General features: G+C 52.2%; 19 protein-coding genes and 3 tRNA genes. 16 read left to right on the top strand and 6 right to left on the bottom strand.

What is annotated here, in order from left to right:
• Window positions 1-46: 46 nt before the first annotated feature.
• Window positions 47-122, bottom strand: a tRNA-Val gene (locus tag DZE2538_RS14550).
• A 318-nt stretch (window positions 123-440) separates the two neighbouring features.
• On the opposite strand from DZE2538_RS14550, the gene gltX reads away from it, so the two are divergent.
• Entirely contained in the window at window positions 441-1,856 is a 1,416-nt protein-coding gene (gene gltX / locus DZE2538_RS14545) for a glutamate--tRNA ligase (RefSeq protein ID WP_038916657.1), read from the top strand.
• A gap of 130 nt (window positions 1,857-1,986) precedes the next feature.
• On the opposite strand, the gene DZE2538_RS14540 is transcribed toward gltX, so the two are convergent.
• A complete protein-coding gene (locus DZE2538_RS14540) occupies window positions 1,987-3,255 on the bottom strand; it encodes an O-acetylhomoserine aminocarboxypropyltransferase/cysteine synthase family protein (protein WP_038914440.1) in 1,269 nt (422 codons plus the stop codon).
• A 268-nt stretch (window positions 3,256-3,523) separates the two neighbouring features.
• Between DZE2538_RS14540 and DZE2538_RS14535 the strand changes: the two genes are divergently transcribed.
• Window positions 3,524-3,599: transfer RNA gene (locus tag DZE2538_RS14535), tRNA-Ala, on the top strand.
• 46 nt (window positions 3,600-3,645) lie between these two features.
• A tRNA-Ala gene (locus DZE2538_RS14530) sits at window positions 3,646-3,721 on the top strand.
• A 125-nt stretch (window positions 3,722-3,846) separates the two neighbouring features.
• Here the strand turns inward: DZE2538_RS14530 and ung are convergent.
• Complete coding sequence (ung, locus tag DZE2538_RS14525) at window positions 3,847-4,533, bottom strand: uracil-DNA glycosylase (protein ID WP_023640498.1); 687 nt, start codon at window positions 4,531-4,533, stop codon at window positions 3,847-3,849.
• 405 nt (window positions 4,534-4,938) lie between these two features.
• On the opposite strand from ung, the gene grcA reads away from it, so the two are divergent.
• A complete protein-coding gene (gene grcA / locus DZE2538_RS14520; RefSeq protein ID WP_012885760.1) occupies window positions 4,939-5,322 on the top strand; it encodes an autonomous glycyl radical cofactor GrcA in 384 nt (127 codons plus the stop codon).
• A 240-nt stretch (window positions 5,323-5,562) separates the two neighbouring features.
• Here grcA and srmB read toward each other — a convergent pair whose 3' ends face one another.
• Window positions 5,563-6,915 carry an ATP-dependent RNA helicase SrmB gene (srmB, locus tag DZE2538_RS14515; RefSeq protein ID WP_038916656.1) on the bottom strand — a complete coding sequence of 451 codons (1,353 nt, stop codon included), beginning with the start codon at window positions 6,913-6,915 and terminating at the stop codon, window positions 5,563-5,565.
• Window positions 6,916-7,061: 146 nt separating this feature from the next.
• On the opposite strand from srmB, the gene trmN reads away from it, so the two are divergent.
• Window positions 7,062-7,823: a tRNA(1)(Val) (adenine(37)-N(6))-methyltransferase TrmN gene (gene trmN / locus DZE2538_RS14510; RefSeq protein ID WP_038916655.1), complete on the top strand. Its 762-nt coding sequence runs from the start codon at window positions 7,062-7,064 to the stop codon at window positions 7,821-7,823.
• A 104-nt stretch (window positions 7,824-7,927) separates the two neighbouring features.
• On the opposite strand, the gene nadB is transcribed toward trmN, so the two are convergent.
• A complete protein-coding gene (gene nadB / locus DZE2538_RS14505; RefSeq protein WP_019845892.1) occupies window positions 7,928-9,532 on the bottom strand; it encodes an L-aspartate oxidase in 1,605 nt (534 codons plus the stop codon).
• A 355-nt stretch (window positions 9,533-9,887) separates the two neighbouring features.
• On the opposite strand from nadB, the gene rpoE reads away from it, so the two are divergent.
• The 11 genes from rpoE (at window position 9,888) to acpS (ending at window position 19,336) form a co-directional block, all read left to right on the top strand.
• The gene (gene rpoE / locus DZE2538_RS14500; protein ID WP_012885756.1) at window positions 9,888-10,463 is read left to right on the top strand and encodes an RNA polymerase sigma factor RpoE; all 576 of its coding nucleotides are present in this window, start codon (window positions 9,888-9,890) and stop codon (window positions 10,461-10,463) included.
• Window positions 10,464-10,512: 49 nt separating this feature from the next.
• Complete coding sequence (rseA, locus tag DZE2538_RS14495; protein WP_038916654.1) at window positions 10,513-11,178, top strand: anti-sigma-E factor RseA; 666 nt, start codon at window positions 10,513-10,515, stop codon at window positions 11,176-11,178.
• On the top strand, window positions 11,178-12,128 hold the full coding sequence (gene rseB, locus DZE2538_RS14490; RefSeq protein WP_038914436.1) for a sigma-E factor regulatory protein RseB: 951 nt from the start codon (window positions 11,178-11,180) through the stop codon (window positions 12,126-12,128). Before rseA ends, rseB begins: the two co-directional genes overlap by 1 nt.
• Window positions 12,125-12,595: a SoxR-reducing system protein RseC gene (gene rseC / locus DZE2538_RS14485; protein WP_038916653.1), complete on the top strand. Its 471-nt coding sequence runs from the start codon at window positions 12,125-12,127 to the stop codon at window positions 12,593-12,595. Before rseB ends, rseC begins: the two co-directional genes overlap by 4 nt.
• A 261-nt stretch (window positions 12,596-12,856) precedes the next feature.
• A complete protein-coding gene (gene lepA, locus DZE2538_RS14480) occupies window positions 12,857-14,656 on the top strand; it encodes a translation elongation factor 4 (RefSeq protein WP_012885752.1) in 1,800 nt (599 codons plus the stop codon).
• A gap of 15 nt (window positions 14,657-14,671) precedes the next feature.
• Complete coding sequence (gene lepB / locus DZE2538_RS14475; RefSeq protein ID WP_012885751.1) at window positions 14,672-15,640, top strand: signal peptidase I; 969 nt, start codon at window positions 14,672-14,674, stop codon at window positions 15,638-15,640.
• A 183-nt stretch (window positions 15,641-15,823) separates the two neighbouring features.
• On the top strand, window positions 15,824-16,504 hold the full coding sequence (gene rnc, locus DZE2538_RS14470) for a ribonuclease III (protein ID WP_012885750.1): 681 nt from the start codon (window positions 15,824-15,826) through the stop codon (window positions 16,502-16,504).
• On the top strand, window positions 16,501-17,406 hold the full coding sequence (era, locus tag DZE2538_RS14465; RefSeq protein WP_019845897.1) for a GTPase Era: 906 nt from the start codon (window positions 16,501-16,503) through the stop codon (window positions 17,404-17,406). Before rnc ends, era begins: the two co-directional genes overlap by 4 nt.
• 11 nt (window positions 17,407-17,417) lie before the next feature.
• The gene (gene recO / locus DZE2538_RS14460) at window positions 17,418-18,152 is read left to right on the top strand and encodes a DNA repair protein RecO (protein WP_019845898.1); all 735 of its coding nucleotides are present in this window, start codon (window positions 17,418-17,420) and stop codon (window positions 18,150-18,152) included.
• Between the two features lie 72 nt (window positions 18,153-18,224).
• Complete coding sequence (pdxJ, locus tag DZE2538_RS14455) at window positions 18,225-18,956, top strand: pyridoxine 5'-phosphate synthase (protein WP_038916652.1); 732 nt, start codon at window positions 18,225-18,227, stop codon at window positions 18,954-18,956.
• Entirely contained in the window at window positions 18,956-19,336 is a 381-nt protein-coding gene (gene acpS / locus DZE2538_RS14450) for a holo-ACP synthase (protein ID WP_019845900.1), read from the top strand. Before pdxJ ends, acpS begins: the two co-directional genes overlap by 1 nt.
• A gap of 28 nt (window positions 19,337-19,364) precedes the next feature.
• Here acpS and DZE2538_RS14445 read toward each other — a convergent pair whose 3' ends face one another.
• Entirely contained in the window at window positions 19,365-19,625 is a 261-nt protein-coding gene (locus DZE2538_RS14445) for a YfhL family 4Fe-4S dicluster ferredoxin (RefSeq protein ID WP_019845901.1), read from the bottom strand.
• Window positions 19,626-19,851 lie beyond the last annotated feature (226 nt).

The raw sequence follows: 19,851 nt of genomic DNA, 5'->3' as shown, positions 1-19,851 counted from the left end.
CCAATCTCAAATCTTCTTACTTTACACAGCGCGGCACTCTAATGAGTGGTGGGTGATGACGGGATCGAACCGCCGACCCCCTCCTTGTAAGGGAGGTGCTCTCCCAGCTGAGCTAATCACCCCCGCTGTGTGGAGTCGCATTATAGGGATAGTTGCCTATGAGTCAACGCTTTTTAAAACGAAAATGGTTGTTCGTTGTAAAATTAGTCGATATGCCGTATTTCTGGGCGTTATCGTTGAATCCCTGCGCATTTTAGCGCGAAGAGACGGGCCTCGACGCGGTTATGGCGTTGAGGAATCGAGGGGGAGTGATAGAATATTGCCCACTTTAAGCAGGCTGTGTCTCGCGCTGACAGCGCGCACCCTTGATGGCGGGGCGCAGTCCGGAATCCTGGTTGGTGTTAACCGACCGTTGCTGTCTAATTAAGGCCGTAATCCCAATGAAAATCAAAACCCGCTTTGCGCCCAGCCCGACTGGTTATCTTCATGTTGGCGGTGCCCGTACCGCACTGTATTCCTGGTTGTTTGCCCGTCATCATGGCGGCGAATTTGTTTTGCGTATTGAAGATACTGATCTGGAGCGTTCGACCAAAGAGGCGATTGACGCCATTATGGATGGCATGAACTGGTTGAATCTGGACTGGGATGAAGGCCCGTACTATCAGACCAAGCGTTTTGATCGCTATAACGCGGTCATCGATCAGATGCTGGAAAACGGTACGGCTTACAAATGCTACTGCTCTAAAGAACGTCTGGAAACGCTGCGTGAACAGCAGATGGCTAATGGTGATAAGCCGCGCTATGACGGCTGCTGCCGCGATTCTCATGAACACCATGCTGATGATGAGCCGCATGTGGTGCGTTTTCGCAACCCTCAGGATGGTTCGGTGATCTTTGATGACCGTATTCGCGGGCCGATTGAATTCAGCAACCTTGAGCTCGATGATCTGATCATCCGCCGCACCGACGGTTCACCAACCTATAACTTCTGTGTGGTTATCGACGACTGGGATATGGGGATCACCCACGTTATTCGTGGTGAAGACCATATCAATAATACGCCGCGTCAGATCAATATCCTCAAAGCACTGGGCGCGCCTGTGCCGGAATACGCGCACGTTTCCATGATTTTGGGCGACGACGGTAAGAAGCTGTCTAAGCGCCACGGCGCTGTAGGCGTGATGCAGTACCGTGATGACGGCTATCTGCCGGAAGCACTGCTGAACTATCTGGTGCGTTTGGGATGGGCTCACGGCGATCAGGAAATTTTCTCTATTGATGAGATGAAGCAGTTGTTCTCACTGGATGCTGTCAGCAAATCCGCCAGTGCATTTAATACTGAAAAATTGCAGTGGCTGAATCACCACTATATTAACCATCTGCCGCCGGAATACGTGGCGACCCATCTGTCGTGGCATATCGAGCAGGCCGGTATCGATACCCGTACTGGCCCTCAGTTGAGCGAACTGGTGACATTGCTGGGCGAGCGCTGCAAGACGCTGAAAGACATTGCCGAGTCCTGCCGCTACTTCTATGAAGAGTTTGCTGAGTTCGATGCGGATGCTGCGAAGAAACACTTGCGTCCGGTAGCGCGTCAGCCGCTGGAATTGGTTCGCAGCAAGCTGGCTGCCATCACTGACTGGACACCAGAAAATATTCACCATGCTATTCAGGGCACTGCAGATGAATTGCAGCAGGGGATGGGAAAAGTAGGGATGCCGTTGCGTGTGGCGGTAACCGGCGCAGGCCAGTCTCCGGGTGTGGATGTGACGGTACATGCTATCGGTCAGTCGCGTACACTGGCGCGTATCGATCGGGCACTGGCGTTTATCAGTGAGCGCGAAGCCCAGCAATAATTGTCTATTGTCGGGATAGTGACTCTTCAAAACCCTGCTTGCCAGGGTTTTTTTACGTCCAGTATTCACTCTTGAAATCGCCATCATTTTGAAAATGATGGCGATTGATTACCGTGACGCAACCGGAATATCAGGCATTGAGTGCCTGATTCAGGTCGTCCAGTAAATCTTCTATTGCTTCGATGCCGACTGACAGGCGAATCATTTCCGGTTTAACACCGGCCTTAGCCTGTTCTTCCGGTGTCATCTGGCGATGAGTGGTCGATGCCGGGTGGCAGGCTAATGATTTGGCATCACCAATATTGACCAGCCGTTTAAAAATTTTCAGGGCGTCATAGAAGCGTACACCCGCGTCGTAGCCGTCTTTGAGGCCGAACGACAGAATGGCGGACGGCGTACCTTTCATGTATTTCTGTGCCAGAGCGTAATGTGGGTGATCCGGCAATCCGGCATAGCTGACCCAGGCCACGCTAGGGTGAGATTGCAGGTATTCCGCTACTTTTTGGGCATTTTCTACATGTCGTTCCATGCGCAGAGAGAGCGTTTCCAACCCCTGTAATAACAAGAAGGCATTCATGGGGGCGAGCGCTGAACCGGTGTTGCGTAGTGGAACGGTTCGGGCGCGGGCAATAAAAGCGGCGGGGCCGAATGTTTCGGTATAAACCACACCATGATAGGCCGGTTCAGGGAGATTCAGTCCCGGATATTTTTCAGGGTATTGTGACCAGGGGAATGTACCGGCATCCACAATGGCACCGCCGAGTGAATTACCGTGGCCACCAACGTATTTCGTGATCGAATGCACGACGATGTCTGCACCGAATGCAATGGGTTTGCACAGTACTGGCGAAGCAACGGTGTTATCCACGACCAGCGGTACGCCGTGTTGGTGGGCGACTTGTGCCAGCGCTTCGATATCGACAATGTTGCCCGCTGGATTGCCGATACTTTCACAGTAGACCAACCGGGTTTTCTCATCAATCAGTTCGGCAATAGCTTGCGGCGAGTCATCCGCTGCGAAACGGACCTCTACCCCGAAACTCGGCAGCATGTGAGCAAACAGGGTATAGGTGCCGCCATATAACTGTGGTGTCGAGACAATATTGTCACCCTGGCGGGTCAACGTTTGAATCGCATAAGTAATGGCGGCACTACCGGCAGAAACCACCAGCGCCGCAATTCCGCCTTCCAATGCCGCCAGACGTTGTTCCAGCACATCATTGGTCGGGTTCATAATCCGCGTATAGATATTACCCGGGACGGCAAGGTTGAACAGATCCGCGCCGTGCTGTGCATTCTCGAATTCAAAGGCGACATTTTGGTAAATCGGCACGGCTACGGCTTTGGTGACGGGATCGGAGGTAAAACCATGGTGTAGAGCGAGTGTGGCATCTTTCATGTCTGGAAAACTCCGGTAGATGAAATAATGACGCATTGTTAAGGTTTTTGTGAAAAGTAAGAAAAACTTTTTTGTCATAAGCTAATAGCAAACGCGCTTGATTTGCAGCGTTTTTTGCCTTTGGGATAAAACGTGCGTTGTTGCATGACACCTGGCGTCCTGCGTTGACGGCTTTTTCAGCGGTTGATCGGAGAAATGGATTTTGGCGTTGACAGGGGTAGGGGCGTTGCATATCATGCGACCCGTTCACACGATACTGTGTCGATACGGGGCTATAGCTCAGCTGGGAGAGCGCTTGCATGGCATGCAAGAGGTCAGCGGTTCGATCCCGCTTAGCTCCACCAAACCTTCATCCCAAAAGGTCTGGTTATCGATAGTGTCATCAGGTGTGGGGCTATAGCTCAGCTGGGAGAGCGCTTGCATGGCATGCAAGAGGTCAGCGGTTCGATCCCGCTTAGCTCCACCATAATTCTCCGTAGTCCTTCCCTTATTATTTCCTTTTATTCCCTTATAGTTCGATCAATTTTTGCGTTTGTGCTTCTGATGATGCGTTATTGCCTCTGACCAGCAAAGGCAACAACGAACTCGCTATCAGACGTTTTCTGGTAAACGGGGCGTCCAGTCGATGGGCGAATCTCCCCGTTGCTCCAGCAACTGATTGGTTTTCGAGAAATGATGGCATCCTAAAAAACCACGGTGCGCGGATAACGGCGACGGATGCGGTGCTTTCAGCACATGGTGCCGCTGTGTATCAATAATGCTGCCTTTCTTCTGCGCATGAGATCCCCACAACAGAAATACGATCCCTTCCCGATGTGCATTCAGATTTTCTATCACCTTGTCGGTGAACGTTTCCCAACCCAGATTCGCGTGAGAATGTGCTTTACCGGCTTCTACCGTCAGTACGGTATTCAGCAGCATTACACCTTGCTGTGCCCAGCTTTGTAAAAAGCCGTGGGAGGGGATCTCAAATCCAGGAATATCGTTGGCCAGCTCTTTATAGATATTGACTAATGAGGGGGGCGCTGGCACGCCCGGGCGTACCGAAAACGATAGCCCATGCGCCTGATTCGGACCGTGGTACGGGTCCTGCCCCAGAATCACGACTTTGACGTCATGAAACTCAGTAAAGCGGAAGGCGTTAAAAACATCTTTTTGTGGCGGATAGATAACCTTGCCTGCCGCACGTTCCTGATGGACAAACGACAAGGTGTTAACAAAGTAAGGCTGTTCTTTCTCTTGGGCCAGCACATCGTGCCAGGTCAGGGAAGTGGTCATGGCAAGGCTCTTTGCTCAATCGGGTAAATGGCGACAACCTGGGTGCGCAGGTTCAGCCTGATTCATCAATCCAGGTGCCTAAGATTACCGTCAAACACGGCAGAGGGAAAATTATTCGCTGTCTTTTATTGCCGACACATTGCGGGTTGCGAATTTTTTTTAAAATTTACAAAAATAATTGTATCGAGGATTTTGGGGGAAATTGATATAAAACAATTAATTATGAATCGGTCGCCAAGCGGTGGGTGGTTAAAATTGACTTACATCAAAGAGTGGGTGGGAAAGGGCTGGTATACAGAGTATCAGATTCGATTGGTTTTGCGCTGGCGTTAAGGTTGCTGGCACATTGTTATCAATCGTGGATTTTGTATTCGGTTCAATAGACGCCGCTTAACGGAGGCAATAATGGTTACAGGTATTCAAATCACCAAAGCAAATAACAATGCCCTGGTTAACTCTTTCTGGCTGCTGGATGAAGAGAAATCTCAGGCGCGTTGCGTGTGTGCCAAATCGGAGTTTAACGAAGATCAGATCGTGGCTATCAGCGATCTGGGGCAGTTCGAATATCGTGAAGTACCGCTGGAAATCAAACCGGAAGTGCGCGTTGAGGGTGGCCAGCATCTGAACGTGAACGTATTGCGTCGCGAAACACTGGAAGATGCAGTGAAGAACCCGGAAAAATACCCGCAGTTGACCATTCGTGTGTCGGGTTATGCCGTTCGTTTCAACTCGCTGACGCCTGAGCAGCAGCGTGATGTTATCGCCCGTACCTTTACTGAAAGCCTGTAAGCGCGTCGGTAAGACAGAGAGTCAGGTGAAGAACGCTAGCTTTACTTGAACAGCGCTAGACAAGCTATCGTCATGTAAACCATGCCGGTCACATAATGTGTCCGGCATGTTTTTTTATGGCATGTTTTTTATGAGACGATTTTTATGGCGAGGGATAGCAGGTATCGATAGCCTGACGCTGGCTTTCAGTTGCCCTTAAAAACACAGGGAGCCATGTGGCTCCCTGTCTGGTTTAACGGTTCAGGTATTATCCGCTGGTTTTTCTTTTGGTTGTTCCGCTGACGCTTTGGTGCTGGGCTGACGACGCTTACCGATATTTTTGCTATCGCGGTGGCGCACCTTGACCTTCGCCTTCTGCTTTTCTTTCTCTTTTTCTTTCTGCTCTTTGCGCTTAGCCAGCACTTTTTTCGATGGCTTACCGTTAGATTTGGGGCTTGGCGCACGGGTGCTCGGGCGTAATTCATCAATGACGCGCGCTTTCAATGGCTCGTTGAGATAACGACCAATTTTATCGAGCAGCAGATAGTCATGCGCTTCGACCAGCGAGATAGCACTGCCTTTACGGCCCGCTCGTCCGGTACGGCCAATGCGATGCAGATAAATGTCAGACGTGCGGGGTAAATCGAAGTTGAACACGTGGCTGACATCCTGAATATCCAGACCGCGTGCGGCGACATCTGTAGCAACCAGCACTTTCACCCGGCCTTCGCTCAACCGTTTGATGGCTTCATTGCGTTTGGCCTGCACCATTTCCCCTTCCAGGTAACAGGATTCGATGCCAGCAGATCGCAACCAGTCTACCAGTTCATGCACCCGCTCACGTTTGCGCACAAACACGATGGAACGCGTGACGTCCGGCTGCTTGAGCAGGTGGCTGAGTAGCGCGGTCTTGTGCTGAATGTCATCCGCGCGGTAGTACCATTGCAGAATTTTTTTACGCTCACGCCTCGATGGATCGGCTTCCACTTCGGCAGGCTCGTTGAGCAGTCGCTCGGCAAAATCCTGAATAGCATCCCCTTCAAGCGTTGCAGAGAACAGCATGGTCTGCTTACGCCAGCGGGTTTCACCGGCAATATGCTCGATGTCCTGCGCAAACCCCATGTCCAGCATGCGGTCTGCTTCATCCAGAATCAGGGTTTCTACTGCACGACAGTCAAAATTCTCTTCTTTGATGTATTGCAATAAACGACCGGTCGTGGCGACAACCACATCCTGATTTTCGCTAAACACCTCAGCGTGGTTCATATAAGCCACCCCACCGGTGATGGTCGCAATGTCCAGATGAGTATGAGCCGCCAACGCCCGAGCCTGATCGGCTACCTGCATCGCCAGTTCCCGGGTCGGTGTCAGGATCAGGATCCGCGGTGGGCCGGATTTTTTACGTGGAAAATCCAGCAAGTGTTGTAAAACCGGCAGCAGATAGGCTGCGGTTTTGCCGGTTCCGGTCGGTGCGGAGCCCAGTACATCACGCCCTTCCATCGCCGGAGGAATAGCTTCGGCCTGAATGGCGGTTGGACGGCTGAAGCCCATGTCGCGCAAGGCGTCAAGCAGGCTGTCATCAAGATCAAACTCGGAAAAATTGGTCGCAGTCATGGTCTACCTCTGTTCGGGGCGCTGATTATAGACGCATTGGCGGGCTTGTTCATCTGTTTAAGCGGCATTCGCCACTTTTCCCAGGCGGGCGTTTCTCCTATGCTAACCGCGGTTTGACAACAATATGGCATAAATACGGCATAGCAATGACCTTCCAGCAGCATACACCGGCTCCGCGCGCCGGAGGATTTACTTTTAAACAGTTTTTTGTCGCCCATGACCGCTGTGCGATGAAAGTGGGAACCGATGGCGTGTTGCTGGGCGCATGGACACCACTGCATCAGGAAACGCGGATACTCGATATCGGCTGTGGTTCCGGCCTGTTGGCCTTGATGCTGGCGCAACGCAGCGGTGGGCAGGTGCCTGTCGACGGTGTAGAACTGGATGCTGCCGCCAGTACGCAGGCGGTAGACAATGTGGCATTGTCACCCTGGGCTGACGCTATACGAATTTATCAGGCCGATATTCTGGCCTACGCTCGGGATACGGCTTCGCGTTACTCGTTGATTGTGAGTAATCCGCCCTATTTTTCCCCCGGAGTGGATTGCGCATCGACCCAGCGTGCACAGGCGCGTTATACCACCACGTTGACGCACGACGCTTTATTGGATTGCGCCAGTCGGCTACTGACGCCTGAGGGACGACTTTGTGTCGTCTTGCCGGTAAGCGGGGCGGAAGATTTCTTAACGCTGGCACAGCAGTTGGCATGGTGTGCTGATATCCGAGTCGATGTGGCGGACAGTGCGAGTCGGCCGGTCAATCGGGTGCTGCTGTCACTGCGGCGTGCAGGCGAGTCGGAGATAAGCACGATAGCGGTGAATCGAACGTCGTTAATCATTCGTGATGACAACCGCCAATATTCGCCATCTTTTCAGGCCTTGACGCGGGATTTTTATTTGTCGATGTGAAAGGCTATTCAGGAAGGAATGCGATCTCCTGAGCAGCCCGTTTTTTGTCCGCTAGGTAAAGGGACTCTGCCGGGGGAGACCCGGCAGCGGCACTGAGTTATGTATTAAGGATGAAGTATCGTGGGATGCGCGTTTGGCGAACGTTCTGGGTAATCGAGCGTGTAGTGCAACCCCCGGCTCTCTTTACGCTCCAGTGCACAGCGCACAATCAATTCTGCGACCTGAACCAGATTACGTAGCTCCAGCAGATTGTTAGAGAGACGGAAGTGGGCGTAATACTCACTGATTTCCTGCTGTAGCAGCGTGATGCGCCGCAGTGCGCGCTCCAGTCTTTTGGTGGTGCGCACAATGCCGACGTAATCCCACATGAATAGCCGCAGTTCGTGCCAGTTATGTTGAATCACGACCCTTTCATCCGAGTTTTCTACCTGGCTTTCATCCCAGCGAGGCAGCGATTCCACCAGTGTTTTTTCGGGTAAGTGCTGCAAAATGTCTTCGGCGGCAGACCAGCCATATACCAGACATTCCAGCAGCGAGTTCGACGCCATACGGTTGGCACCATGCAACCCGGTGTAGCTGACTTCACCAATGGCATACAGGCCGTCCAGATCGGTACGCCCCTGCTGGTCAACCACGACACCGCCACAGGTATAATGGGCGGCGGGAACAATGGGGATGGGTTCCCGGGTCAGATCAATGCCCAGTGACAGTAACTTTTCGTAGATAGTCGGGAAGTGCTGGGTGATAAAATCTGCGGGTTTATGACTGATATCCAGATACATACAGTCTACGCCCAGACGTTTCATTTCATGATCGATAGCCCGGGCGACAATATCTCGCGGTGCCAGTTCTGCCCGCTTGTCAAAATCGGGCATGAAACGGCTACCATCTGGCCGGATTAACCAGGCACCTTCACCACGCAGCGCTTCGGTCAACAAAAAATTGCGAGCCTGTGGGTGATACAAACACGTCGGGTGGAACTGGTTAAACTCCATATTGGCTACCCGACAGCCTGCTCGCCAGGCCATGGCGATACCGTCTCCGGAGGAAATATCGGGGTTGGTGGTGTACTGGTAAACTTTGGCAGCACCGCCGGTGGCGAGTACCACGGCTTTGGCGCGGCAGGATTCAACGTGCTCTTTTTCGCGGTTCCACAAATAAGCGCCGACCACCCGTTTGTGGCCCGGCAAGCCGAGTTTGCTGGAGGTAATCAAATCCACCGCATTGCAACGTTCCAGCAAGACAATATTGGGGTGTTGTTTCGCCTGGCTCACCAGCGTGGTTTCTACCGCTTTACCCGTGGCGTCTGCCGCATGCAGGATACGGCGATGGCTATGGCCGCCCTCACGTGTCAGGTGGTAGCGTGCTTCACCATGCGGTGCGGTTTCGGTGTCGAATAACACGCCTTGATCGATAAGCCACTGCACGCAATGACGTGCGTTACGCGCAATAAACGAGACCGATTCCCTGTCGCATAAACCGTCGCCAGCAATCAGGGTATCGTTGATATGGGCGTCAATGCTGTCGGTTTCATCAAAAACGGCGGCGATTCCGCCTTGTGCGTAGAAAGTAGCGCTTTCGCTAAGTGGGCCTTTACTCAGCACCATGACGCGAGCATGGGGCGCCAGACGTAGCGCCAGTGATAATCCAGCGGCTCCGCTGCCGATAATCAGCACATCACAGTGGTAGTCTGTAACTGAAGACATCATGATCGTTGTTTAATTTATAAAACGGTATTTTTGAATCTAGCACAATATTTATCTTAAATGCACGTGTGTGTTTAGTGTGTTAAACATTGTGGGTGTAAAAAGGTGGAACGGGGTGCCAGCAACGGGCTTTTGACGTATGATTTGCCAATTGGCTGGGGAACGTCATGAGAATAAAACCCCACAGAGCAGCACGGTGACACGTAGCAAGTATCCGACAGGATGCAAAAAAAGCGTCGTGTAGTGGAACTTTATGACATTAAAAGACTCCAAGCCGATGCTTGCTCGATTTCAGATATATGGCTGGCAGTACATGACTTAGGCGTGGCGACACGGTTTTGGGGAGACATGATCTCGGATGAGCGAGCAGTTAGCGGATCAGGTGCTGGTTGAGCGGGTCCAGAACGGCGACAGAAAAGCGTTTAATTTACTGGTCGTTCGTTATCAGCATAAAGTGGCGAGTCTGGTATCGCGTTACGTTCCCTCTGGGGATGTGCCCGATGTAGTGCAGGAATCGTTTATCAAAGCCTATCGCGCGCTGGAGTCGTTTCGTGGCGAGAGTGCCTTTTACACCTGGTTGTACCGCATTGCCGTGAACACGGCGAAGAATTATCTGGTGGCTCAGGGGCGACGTCCTCCCTCCAGCGATGTGGATGCGAACGACGCTGAAAATTACGAAAGTGCCAGCGCGTTGAAAGAAATATCGAACCCTGAGAATTTAATGTTGTCTGAAGAGTTACGACGGATCGTTTTCCATACTATCGAGTCATTGCCCGAAGATTTACGTCTGGCAATTACGCTGCGTGAACTGGATGGGCTGAGTTATGAGGAGATCGCCGACATCATGGATTGCCCGGTCGGTACAGTTCGCTCGCGCATATTCCGCGCACGGGAAGCGATTGATAATAAAGTGCAACCGCTTATTCAGCGTTAGCTTGTTCTTAACGTTACTCATGACGGGTTTGACAAGGTAAGGTGAAGTTATGCAGAAAGAAAAACTTTCCGCTTTAATGGATGGTGAGGCAGTGGATAATGCGCTGCTGGGCGCCTTGTCCAAAGACGATGCATTGCAGCAAAGCTGGCAGCGTTACCATCTGGTACGCGACACGTTACGAGGGGATGTCAGCGAAACGCTGATGCAAGTTGATATCGCTTCGCGTGTGGCTGCCGTCCTCGAACAGGAACCCGTTCCGTTCAAGACGAAAACTGTGCCGGAGTCTCAGCCGCATCCTCAGTCCTGGCAGGCGTTGCCGTTCTGGCACAAAGTACGTCCACTCGCCAGTCATCTGACACAAATTGGTATGGCCGCGTGCGTTTCGCTGGCAGTGATTGTTGGTGTTCAGCACTACCAGCAAAGCAACGTCGTTAGCGACAATGTGGTGGAAAACACGCCGGTACTGGGCACATTGCCAGTGATGGGTGGCTCCGCTTCGCCAGTTAGCCTGAGCGTGCCTGCGGAAAACAGCGTGGCGCATACTGGACAGCGTCAGATGCAGGCGCAGCATGAGCGCATTAATGCGCTGCTGCAGGATTACGAACTGCAGCGCCGTGTGCATTCTGATCAGCTCCAGTTGCAGCAGCAAGGGAGCCAGCAACAGGCCGCCGTACAGGTGCCTGGTACTCAGTCATTAGGAATTCAACCGCAGTAATGAAGCGCTTCTGGTTTGCCGCATGTGTATTGCTGAGCAGCCTGTCTTATTCCTCCCTCGCCCCGGCAAGTGATTCCGGGGCGTTGTTGCAGCAGATGAGCAGCGCCAGCCGATCATTAAATTACGAAATTTACTACATCAGTGTTTCCCGTCAGGGCATTGAGTCATTGCGCTACCGGCATTCGGTACAAAATGGCGAAACGCTGGCTGAACTGATTCATCTTGATGGTCCGAAGCGCGAAGTGATTCAGCGCGGTGGTGACATTAGCTATTTCGAAGCGGATGCCGAACCGTTTACGTTGTCTGGCGATCATATCGTCGATTCACTGCCGGCACTGATTTTCGCCAACATTGAGCGTTTGTCTGCGTATTACGACTTTATTCCTACTGGTCGTATCCGTCTGGCGGACCGCCAGGGCGATGTGGTGAGGATTGTCTCGCGGGATGGCACGCGTTTCAGTTATATCGTCTGTCTTGATGCGGAATCTCGCCTGCCATTGCGGGTTGATCTGCTCGATCAGAATGGCGAATTGCTAGAACAGTTCCGGGCGATTTCTGTCACGGTGGATAAAAATGTGCAGCTAGCCATGAAACCACTCGATAAAGTCAGCCAGCCGCCATCTCTCAGTATTTCTACGACGTCTGTTGCCGATTTTAACTGGACGCCAGAGTGGCTGCCGGTTGGTGTTGAAGAGGTGTCGCGCAGTCAGCGTCCTCTACCGGGCGTGACCGGTCTGACGGAATCTCGTCTTTATAGCGATGGTTTGTTCAGCTTTTCCGTTAATATCAGCCCGGCAGGGGAAAACCACCCTGACCAGAACGCCTCATTGGGGCGCAGAACTATCCATACCGAAGTACGGAATAACCGGGAAATCACGGTGATTGGTGAGTTGCCGCTGGCAACCGCCAAACGTATTGCGGATAACGTGCTCTTCAAGGCGCAGCCATGATTAAAGAATGGGCGACGGTGGTATCGTGGCAGGCGGGCATCGCCGTGTTGCATTGTGAACAACACTCCGGGTGTCAGAGTTGCCAGTCCCGTACATCATGCGGCACCGGCTTACTGAATCAGATTGGTGGTGCGCCAACGCACCAGCTGAGCGTTGCGTATTCGCAGCCTTTGTCACCTGGTCAGCGGGTGGAAATCGGTCTGGCGGAGTCCAGTCTGTTGCGCTCGGCAATGCTGGTTTATCTGCTTCCATTGTTGGGGCTGATGCTGGGGGCTGCGTTGATGCAATACTGGCTGGAGAGTGAACCGGCAACAGTCATCGGTGCCTTTGCTGGCGTGGCGGTGAGTTTCGTTCTGGTAAAGCGCTTATCTGCGAAAATTGGCAATAATCAGCGTTATCAGCCAGTCATTCTGCAGGTTTCTCTGCCTGAAAATCTACTGCGAACCGATATGACGCCGGAACGTTAAAACGCAGGCGGCCAGCAGGATGGCGGGCTGGTGGTCGGTTTGCTTTTTGTCCTTTAATGACTTTTTACCTCTGCTTTCATCTTCTCATCCATAACCTTGCCATAATCAAGAAATTGATTCGATACGCCATGACTAGGTTTTCCTTTGCATGGCATGTAGAATGCTGCGATTCAGGTATATGACAGTAGCTATGGCTGTCATCACATTGCGCGTGCCGTTCGGCAAGAATTTCAGAAATACCAAGGTAGAAAAACTTTTATAATGAAGCATATACGAAATTTCTCCATTATTGCTCACATCGACCACGGTAAGTCGACGCTCTCTGATCGCATCATCCAAATTTGTGGTGGCTTGTCCGAACGTGAAATGGAGGCGCAAGTGCTGGACTCCATGGATCTGGAGCGTGAGCGCGGTATTACCATCAAAGCTCAGAGTGTGACGCTGGATTACAAGGCTTCAGACGGCCAAACTTATCAGCTCAACTTTATCGATACCCCCGGACATGTCGACTTCTCCTATGAGGTTTCCCGCTCGCTGGCTGCCTGTGAAGGGGCATTGCTGGTTGTAGATGCCGGGCAAGGGGTTGAAGCGCAAACGTTGGCTAACTGCTACACCGCGCTCGAAATGGATCTGGAAGTGGTGCCGGTACTGAACAAGATTGACCTGCCAGCAGCCGATCCTGATCGCGTTAGCCAGGAAATCGAAGATATCGTGGGTATCGATGCAACCGATGCGGTGCGCTGCTCCGCGAAAACTGGCGTCGGTGTGCCGGATGTGCTGGAGCGTCTGGTGCGTGAGATTCCACCGCCGGAAGGCGATCCGGAAGCGCCGTTGCAGGCACTGATTATCGACTCCTGGTTCGATAACTATTTGGGTGTGGTATCGCTGATCCGGATTAAAAACGGTACGTTGCGTAAAGGCGATAAAGTCAAAGTCATGAGCACCGGCCAGGTGTACAACGCCGAACGTCTCGGGATTTTCACCCCCAAACAGGTGGACCGCGATGCGTTGCAGTGTGGTGAAGTGGGCTGGCTGGTTTGTGCCATCAAAGATATTTTGGGTGCACCGGTGGGCGATACCCTGACGCTGGCGCGTAAACCGGCTGAAAAGCCGTTGCCGGGCTTTAAAAAGGTCAAACCGCAGGTCTATGCCGGTCTGTTCCCGATCAGCTCCGACGACTATGAGGCTTTCCGCGATGCATTGGGCAAACTCAGCCTGAATGATGCGTCTTTGTTCTACGAACCGGAAAGTTCTACCGCGCTGGGCTTTGGTTTCCGCTGTGGTTTCCTGGGGCTGTTGCACATGGAGATCATTCAGGAACGTCTGGAGCGTGAATACGACCTTGATCTGATCACTACAGCACCGACGGTGGTGTACGAAGTGAAAACCACCAGTAACGAGGTTATCTATGTCGACAGCCCGTCTAAACTGCCGCCGGTCAATAACATCGAAGAACTGCGTGAGCCGATTGCTGAGTGCCACATGCTGCTGCCGCAGGAATATCTGGGTAATGTGATCACCTTGTGCGTGGAAAAACGCGGCGTGCAGACCAACATGGTCTATCACGGCAATCAGGTGGCGCTGACTTATGAAATTCCGATGGCCGAAGTGGTACTCGACTTCTTTGATCGCCTCAAGTCCACCTCGCGTGGTTACGCATCGTTGGATTACGGCTTTAAGCGCTTCCAGGCATCGGACATGGTGCGTGTGGACGTGCTGATCAACAGCGAGCGTGTGGACGCGCTGGCGCTGATCACCCACCGTGATAACTCGATGTACCGCGGTCGTGAGCTGGTGGAAAAAATGAAAGATTTGATTCCGCGCCAGCAGTTCGACATCGCGATTCAGGCGGCGATCGGCAACCACATTATTGCCCGTTCCACCGTAAAACAGCTGCGCAAGAACGTTCTGGCGAAATGTTACGGTGGTGACGTCAGCCGTAAGAAGAAACTGCTGCAGAAACAGAAGGAAGGGAAGAAACGCATGAAGCAGGTGGGGAATGTCGAGCTGCCGCAGGAAGCGTTTTTGGCCATTCTGCATGTTGGAAAAGAAAGCAAATAACCCTGAGGAGTTGGCATGGCCAATATGTTTGCCCTGATTTTGGCATTGGCAACGCTGGTGACCGGCGTTGTCTGGTGTCTGGAGCGGTTCAAATGGGCGCCAGCTCGGCGTGCCAAAATTTTGGCGTTGAGCCAGCAGGTTAATGGCGCGCTCGATGAGAAAACCCTGGCGAGCAACATTAAACAGCCGGGATGGGTGGAAACGTTCGCGTCCGTTTTTCCTGTGCTGGCGTTGGTGTTTGTCGTGCGTTCATTCATCTTTGAACCGTTTCAGATCCCTTCTGGTTCGATGATGCCAACGTTGCTGATCGGGGATTTCATTCTGGTCGAAAAATTTGCTTACGGCCTCAAGGATCCGATAACGCAAACGACGTTGATTGAAACCGGGCATCCGAAACGTGGCGATATCGCGGTATTTAAATACCCGGAAAATCCGCGTCTGGATTACATCAAGCGCGTGGTGGGGTTACCGGGCGATCGCGTGAGTTATGACCCTATCGCCAAACAGGTCACCATCCAGCCGGGATGTAGCGACAAGTCGAGCTGCACCAGTGCGTTACCGGTGACCTATAGCAACGTTGAACCCAGCGATTTTGTACAGACGTTTAGCGGCAGCGGACGTGAGATGACCAGCGGTTTCTATCAGATTCCGGTGGGCCAGAAAAGCGAAGGCATTCGCATGGCGACCCGCAAGGAAACGCTGGGCGATGTGACGCACAATATTCTCGCTGTCCCCGGCGCTCAGGACCAACTGGGAATGTATTATCAGCAACCCCGTCAGCCACTGGGAAGTTGGGTGGTGCCTGCTGGCCATTACTTCATGATGGGGGATAACCGCGATAACAGCGCCGACAGCCGTTATTGGGGATTCGTACCGGAGAGAAATCTGGTGGGTAAGGCAACGGCTATCTGGATGAGTTTTGAAAAACAGGAAGGTGAATGGCCCACAGGTGTGCGTTTAAGTCGCATCGGTGGTATTCATTAATCGAATGTAAATAAACTCGCAGCATATTTGCGACTTCCGTTGTAGAATATTTCTGAATAATAAATGCTGGCTCCCGGGCGGGAGCCACTGCAAACGAAACAGTTTTGACTTAAATGTAGTGGCAAGGCAGGGCTGTTCCGTATGCTGTTGTTTAAAAAGGCATTATAGATCTATTGGTAGCACATGAACCCCATCCTGATAAATCGTTTACAAAAAAAGCTGGGCTATACTTTCCAACAATATGACCTTTTATTGCAGGCACTGACCCACCGTAGCGCCAGCAGTAAACATAACGAGCGGCTGGAATTCCTGGGGGATTCCATTCTGAGCTTCGTTATTGCCAATGCGCTGTATCACCGTTTTCCCCGCGTGGATGAAGGTGATATGAGTCGGATGCGTGCAACGCTGGTGCGTGGTAATACACTGGCGGAAATTGCCCGAGAATTCGAATTGGGCGAATGCCTGCGCCTTGGTCCTGGTGAATTGAAAAGTGGTGGCTTCCGCCGTGAGTCGATTCTGGCGGATACCGTCGAAGCGTTAATCGGCGGTGTATTTCTGGACAGTAATATCCAGACCATCGAGCGGCTTATCCTGTCGTGGTATCAAACCCGACTCGATGAAATAAGCCCTGGAGACAAACAGAAAGATCCGAAAACCCGCCTGCAGGAGTTCCTGCAGGGACGTCACTTACCTTTACCGACCTATCTGGTGGTGCAGGTACGTGGCGAGGCGCACGATCAGGAATTTACGATTCATTGCCAGGTCAGCGGGTTTAGCGAGCCGGTAGTGGGTACTGGGTCTAGCCGTCGTAAAGCCGAACAAGCGGCGGCGGAACAGGCCCTGAAAAAGCTGGAGCTTGAATGAGCGAAGAACAGACCTACTGCGGCTTTGTCGCGATTGTTGGCCGACCGAACGTCGGTAAATCCACCTTACTGAACCAGTTATTGGGGCAGAAGGTGTCTATTACCTCGCGTAAGCCGCAGACGACGCGTCACCGTATTATGGGGATCCACACCGAAGGGCCGTATCAGGCTATCTACGTGGATACCCCAGGGCTGCATATCGAAGAAAAGCGAGCTATCAACCGCCTGATGAACCGGGCGGCCAGTAGTTCAATCGGTGATGTGGAATTGATCATCTTCGTGGTGGAAGGTACCCACTGGACTGACGATGATGAAATGGTAGTGAACAAACTGCGCGATCAGAAAACGCCTGTACTGTTGGCTATCAATAAAGTGGATAACGTCACAGATAAAACGAAGCTGCTGCCGCATATCCAAATGTTGAGTGAAAAGATGAATTTCCTCGATGTGGTCCCCATCTCTGCGGAGAAAGGCACCAATGTCGATACCATCGCTGCGATTGTGCGTAAGCATCTGCCGCAGGCCATTCACCATTTCCCTGAAGACTATATCACCGACCGTTCACAACGTTTCATGGCATCGGAAATCATTCGCGAAAAGCTGATGCGTTTTCTGGGCGAAGAGTTGCCGTATTCGGTGACGGTGGAAATTGAGCGCTTTGTCGCCAACGAGCGTGGCGGTTACGACATTAATGGTCTGATTCTGGTTGAGCGTGAAGGCCAGAAAAAGATGGTGATTGGTAACAAGGGTACCAAGATTAAAACCATCGGTATCGAAGCGCGTCAGGATATGGAACAGATGTTTGAGGCCAAGGTTCATCTGGAATTGTGGGTGAAGGTTAAATCTGGCTGGGCGGACGATGAGCGTGCGCTGCGTAGCCTGGGTTACATTGACGACCTGTAAGGCATACGCCGATGGAAGGCTGGCAGCGCGCGTTTGTCTTGCATGGGCGACCTTACAGTGAAACCAGCCTGTTGCTGGACCTGTTTTCTGAGAATGAAGGCCGTGTACGGGTGCTGGCAAAAGGCGCCCGAGCGCGGCGTTCCAGCCTTAAAGGGGCGCTGCAACCCTTTACACCTCTGCTGGTACGCTGGGGGGGGCGAGGCGAAGTCAAAACGCTTCGTAACGCTGAGCCTGTTTCTCTGGCGTTGCCATTAAGCGGTTCACTGCTCTATAGCGGTTTGTATGTGAACGAGCTGCTGACCCGCGTACTGGAATTGGAAACCAATTACTCCGCTCTATTTTTCGATTATCTCCATTGTTTACAACAACTGGCTGCCACCAACGGATCGCCAGAACCGGCATTGCGTCGTTTCGAGTTGGCGTTGCTGGAGCATCTGGGGTATGGCGTCGATTTTCTACACTGTGCCGGTAGCGGCGAGCCCGTTGCTGATACCATGACCTATCGTTACCGTTCAGAGAAAGGCTTTATTGCCAGTCTGGTGGTGGATAATGTTAGCTTTACCGGGCGTGAATTGCAGGCGCTGGCGTCGAGAGAGTTTCCCGATACCGACACATTGCGTGCTGCCAAACGTTTTACTCGTATGGCGCTGAAACCTTATCTTGGCGGTAAACCGCTGAAGAGCCGGGAGTTATTCCGCCAGTTCATACCGAAGCCCTATAAAGCGGTACCGGATGAAAAGATCTAGAACCGGCCGGGTACCGCCAGTGCTGGCCGGGGTGTACACTGCGACGAAGACTTAATTATTGAAGGATGGATCATGGCTGAGTTGTTGTTGGGCGTAAATATCGATCATATTGCCACCCTGCGTAATGCTCGTGGTACCGCGTATCCCGATCCGATTCAGGCGGCATTTGTCGCTGAGCAGGCGGGAGCGGATGGCATTACCGTCCATTTGCGTGAAGATCGCCGCCATATTACCGATCGCGATGTGCGTTTATTACGTCAGACCATCCAGACCCGCATGAATCTGGAAATGGCGGTAACGGATGAAATGCTGGCGATAGCCTGTGAGTTGAAACCGCATTTTTGCTGTCTGGTGCCGGAAAAACGTCAGGAAGTGACGACGGAAGGCGGGCTGGATGTGGCGGGGCAGCTTGCACGCATCACATCGGCGGTAACGCAATTACGTGAGGCGGGGATTCAGGTGTCGTTATTTATCGATGCCGATCGCACACAGATAGATGCCGCCGTTGCCAGTGGTGCGCCTTATATTGAAATTCATACCGGCGCTTATGCTGATGCGCAAGACGATGTGGCCCGGCAACAGGAGTTTGAACGCATCTGTGATGCGGCGACCTATGCGGCGTCTTGTGGCATCAAGGTTAATGCCGGTCATGGTCTGACTTATCATAATGTCCTGCCGATTGCGGCGCTGCCGGAAATGCATGAACTGAACATCGGTCACGCGATTATCGGGCGTGCGGTGATGAGTGGGCTGGCTCCGGCGGTGGCTGAGATGAAAACACTGATGCGGGAAGCGCGTCGCTAATGGCGATTTTGGGTCTCGGTACGGATATTGTTGAAATCACCCGTATTGAAGCGATCGTCGGTCGTTCCGGCGATCGCCTAGCGCGGCGAGTGCTCAGTCCCCAGGAATGGATACAGTATCAATCCCACTCTCAACCGATTCGCTTTTTGGCTAAGCGCTTTGCAGTGAAAGAAGCCGCCGCAAAGGCGTTGGGCACTGGCATTCGCGATGGTCTGGCCTTTGCCCAGTTTGAAGTGGTAAATGATGCGTTGGGCAAACCCTGTTTGCGGTTTCTGGCGCGCGCCGCTGAACTGGCGCAAGCCTTAGGGGTGCAGCATGTACATGTATCGCTGGCAGATGAGCGACACTACGCCTGTGCTACCGTGATTATCGAAGGGTAACATTGAATGGCATTATGCTGAGCGGGTATTACAGCTGGTCGGCATGGTGCAGCAGGACAAATTTTTCCCACAACTGCTCGTGATTTTCTGGATGATTCGCGTCTTTAATAATGGTGTTGTCGATAGGGCAGACCTTTTGGCAGGTCGGCGTATCGTAATGCCCAACGCATTCGGTACAACGTAGCGGGTCAATTTCATAGATCTCATCCCCCATCGAGATGGCTTGATTGGGGCATTCCGGCTCACACATATCGCAGTTAATGCATTTCGCGGTAATCAGTAGCGCCATGTTTTCTTTCCTTTCATCAAACAGCCGCTGATTATACTCTTCTACGGGCCAGTTACACAGCGTGGTTATGGTATAAACAATGCCGCTGGAGAAGGGCTCAAAAAGCGAGTTTATTCGATTGATTGACGGACTATACGACAAAGACATTAATCACTATTATGCGATTGTAATGCATAATTTCTCATAGCTTTTTGATATAAAAAACAAAATTCCCATGCAATGTGTC

The organism is Dickeya zeae NCPPB 2538 (genome assembly GCF_000406165.1).
Lineage (GTDB): Bacteria > Pseudomonadota > Gammaproteobacteria > Enterobacterales > Enterobacteriaceae > Dickeya > Dickeya zeae.
The sequence above is the reverse complement of the archived record's forward strand: the minus strand, read 5'-3'. Positions and strand labels throughout refer to the sequence as shown.

What these genes read in the sequence shown, in the direction of transcription:
- gltX (WP_038916657.1), top strand. Translation starts at nt 441, where the DNA reads ATGAAAATCAAAACCCGCTTTGCGCCCAGCCCGACTGGTTATCTTCAT.
- DZE2538_RS14540 (WP_038914440.1), bottom strand. Translation starts at nt 3,255, where the DNA reads ATGAAAGATGCCACACTCGCTCTACACCATGGTTTTACCTCCGATCCC.
- ung (WP_023640498.1), bottom strand. Translation starts at nt 4,533, where the DNA reads ATGACCACTTCCCTGACCTGGCACGATGTGCTGGCCCAAGAGAAAGAA.
- grcA (WP_012885760.1), top strand. Translation starts at nt 4,939, where the DNA reads ATGGTTACAGGTATTCAAATCACCAAAGCAAATAACAATGCCCTGGTT.
- srmB (WP_038916656.1), bottom strand. Translation starts at nt 6,915, where the DNA reads ATGACTGCGACCAATTTTTCCGAGTTTGATCTTGATGACAGCCTGCTT.
- trmN (WP_038916655.1), top strand. Translation starts at nt 7,062, where the DNA reads ATGACCTTCCAGCAGCATACACCGGCTCCGCGCGCCGGAGGATTTACT.
- nadB (WP_019845892.1), bottom strand. Translation starts at nt 9,532, where the DNA reads ATGATGTCTTCAGTTACAGACTACCACTGTGATGTGCTGATTATCGGC.
- rpoE (WP_012885756.1), top strand. Translation starts at nt 9,888, where the DNA reads ATGAGCGAGCAGTTAGCGGATCAGGTGCTGGTTGAGCGGGTCCAGAAC.
- rseA (WP_038916654.1), top strand. Translation starts at nt 10,513, where the DNA reads ATGCAGAAAGAAAAACTTTCCGCTTTAATGGATGGTGAGGCAGTGGAT.
- rseB (WP_038914436.1), top strand. Translation starts at nt 11,178, where the DNA reads ATGAAGCGCTTCTGGTTTGCCGCATGTGTATTGCTGAGCAGCCTGTCT.
- rseC (WP_038916653.1), top strand. Translation starts at nt 12,125, where the DNA reads ATGATTAAAGAATGGGCGACGGTGGTATCGTGGCAGGCGGGCATCGCC.
- lepA (WP_012885752.1), top strand. Translation starts at nt 12,857, where the DNA reads ATGAAGCATATACGAAATTTCTCCATTATTGCTCACATCGACCACGGT.
- lepB (WP_012885751.1), top strand. Translation starts at nt 14,672, where the DNA reads ATGGCCAATATGTTTGCCCTGATTTTGGCATTGGCAACGCTGGTGACC.
- rnc (WP_012885750.1), top strand. Translation starts at nt 15,824, where the DNA reads ATGAACCCCATCCTGATAAATCGTTTACAAAAAAAGCTGGGCTATACT.
- era (WP_019845897.1), top strand. Translation starts at nt 16,501, where the DNA reads ATGAGCGAAGAACAGACCTACTGCGGCTTTGTCGCGATTGTTGGCCGA.
- recO (WP_019845898.1), top strand. Translation starts at nt 17,418, where the DNA reads ATGGAAGGCTGGCAGCGCGCGTTTGTCTTGCATGGGCGACCTTACAGT.
- pdxJ (WP_038916652.1), top strand. Translation starts at nt 18,225, where the DNA reads ATGGCTGAGTTGTTGTTGGGCGTAAATATCGATCATATTGCCACCCTG.
- acpS (WP_019845900.1), top strand. Translation starts at nt 18,956, where the DNA reads ATGGCGATTTTGGGTCTCGGTACGGATATTGTTGAAATCACCCGTATT.
- DZE2538_RS14445 (WP_019845901.1), bottom strand. Translation starts at nt 19,625, where the DNA reads ATGGCGCTACTGATTACCGCGAAATGCATTAACTGCGATATGTGTGAG.